1 protein-coding gene is annotated in these 1,096 nt (G+C 62.3%); it reads left to right on the top strand.

Annotated elements, in window-relative coordinates; all coding sequences use genetic code 11:
* The first annotated feature begins 18 nt into the window (after positions 1 to 18).
* Entirely contained in the window at positions 19 to 1,095 is a 1,077-nt protein-coding gene (locus ACR0J2_RS24065) for an NAD-dependent epimerase/dehydratase family protein (RefSeq protein WP_480814112.1), read from the top strand.
* Position 1,096: the final 1 nt, after the last annotated feature.

Here is a 1,096-nt window from a genome sequence, read left to right as displayed (position 1 = left end):
GACATGGTGGATAGCTTAATGAAGATTCTGATCACGGGGGGCGCGGGTTTTATCGGGTCGCGGCTGAGCGCTGAACTTGTTCAGCAAGGGCATGACGTCACGATTTTCGACTCTCTGCACCCACAGGTTCATTTCCAGAACGAGACCAATTTCAGGATCGCCAAATCCTCGGGCGCCGGGATGATCGTGGGCGACGTGCGTTCGCGCGACGACATGCAGCGCGCCATGTCGCAGGTCCGGCCCGAGTTCATCTTCCACCTGGCCGCCGAAACCGGCACCGGCCAGTCCTTTGACCACCCGACCCGGTACAACGAGGTCAACATCATCGGCACCACCAACCTGATCGAGGCGGTGCGCGCGGCCGATACCCCGGTGCGCCGCATCATTCTGGCCGGCTCGCGCAGCGTCTATGGCGAGGGCGCCTGCGTGGACGCCAACAACGTCCTTGTGCCTGCGGTCGCCCGCACCAGCCAGGACATGTCGAACGGAGACTTCCTGCCGAAATCGGCCAGCGGCGAAACCCTGACACCGGTGCCGACCAATGCCGATACCTGCCCGGTGGCACCCGCCTCGATCTATGCCTCGACCAAGCTGATGCAGGAATACCTGCTGACCCAGGCCTTCTGGGGCACCCCGACCGAGGTCGGCATTCTGCGCCTGCAGAACGTCTATGGCCCGGGGCAGTCCATGTCGAACCCCTATACCGGCGTGATCTCGATCTTTGCCGACCAGATCATGCAGGGCAAGACGCTCAACATCTTCGAGGACGGCGATATCACCCGCGATTTTGTCTATGTCGACGACGTTGTGCGCGCCTTTGCCAGCACCGTCGCGCTGGGCAGTTTCTCGGATCAGATCGTGGATATCGGCGCGGGCGAGGCGGCGACCATCATCGACGTGGCCCGGCAATTGATCGACCTTGTCGGGGACGCGCGCAACGGCGTCCAAGTCACCGGCGATTTCCGCGCCGGCGACATTCGCTATGCTCTGGCCGATATCTCGAAGGCACGCCGCCTGCTGAACTGGTCCCCACAGGTCTCCGTCAGGGACGGCCTCAACCATTTCAGCATATGGGCAAAAAAGGAGCAGGGGTGAT

The sequence above is a fragment of the Ruegeria sp. CG4 genome (genome assembly GCF_056537185.1).
Note: the sequence above shows the minus strand (reverse complement) of the source record. Positions and strands in the feature narration are given on the sequence as shown.

Excerpts from the sequence above, each read along its gene's own strand:
- ACR0J2_RS24065 (WP_480814112.1), top strand. The coding sequence starts at position 19 with ATGAAGATTCTGATCACGGGGGGCGCGGGTTTTATCGGGTCGCGGCTG.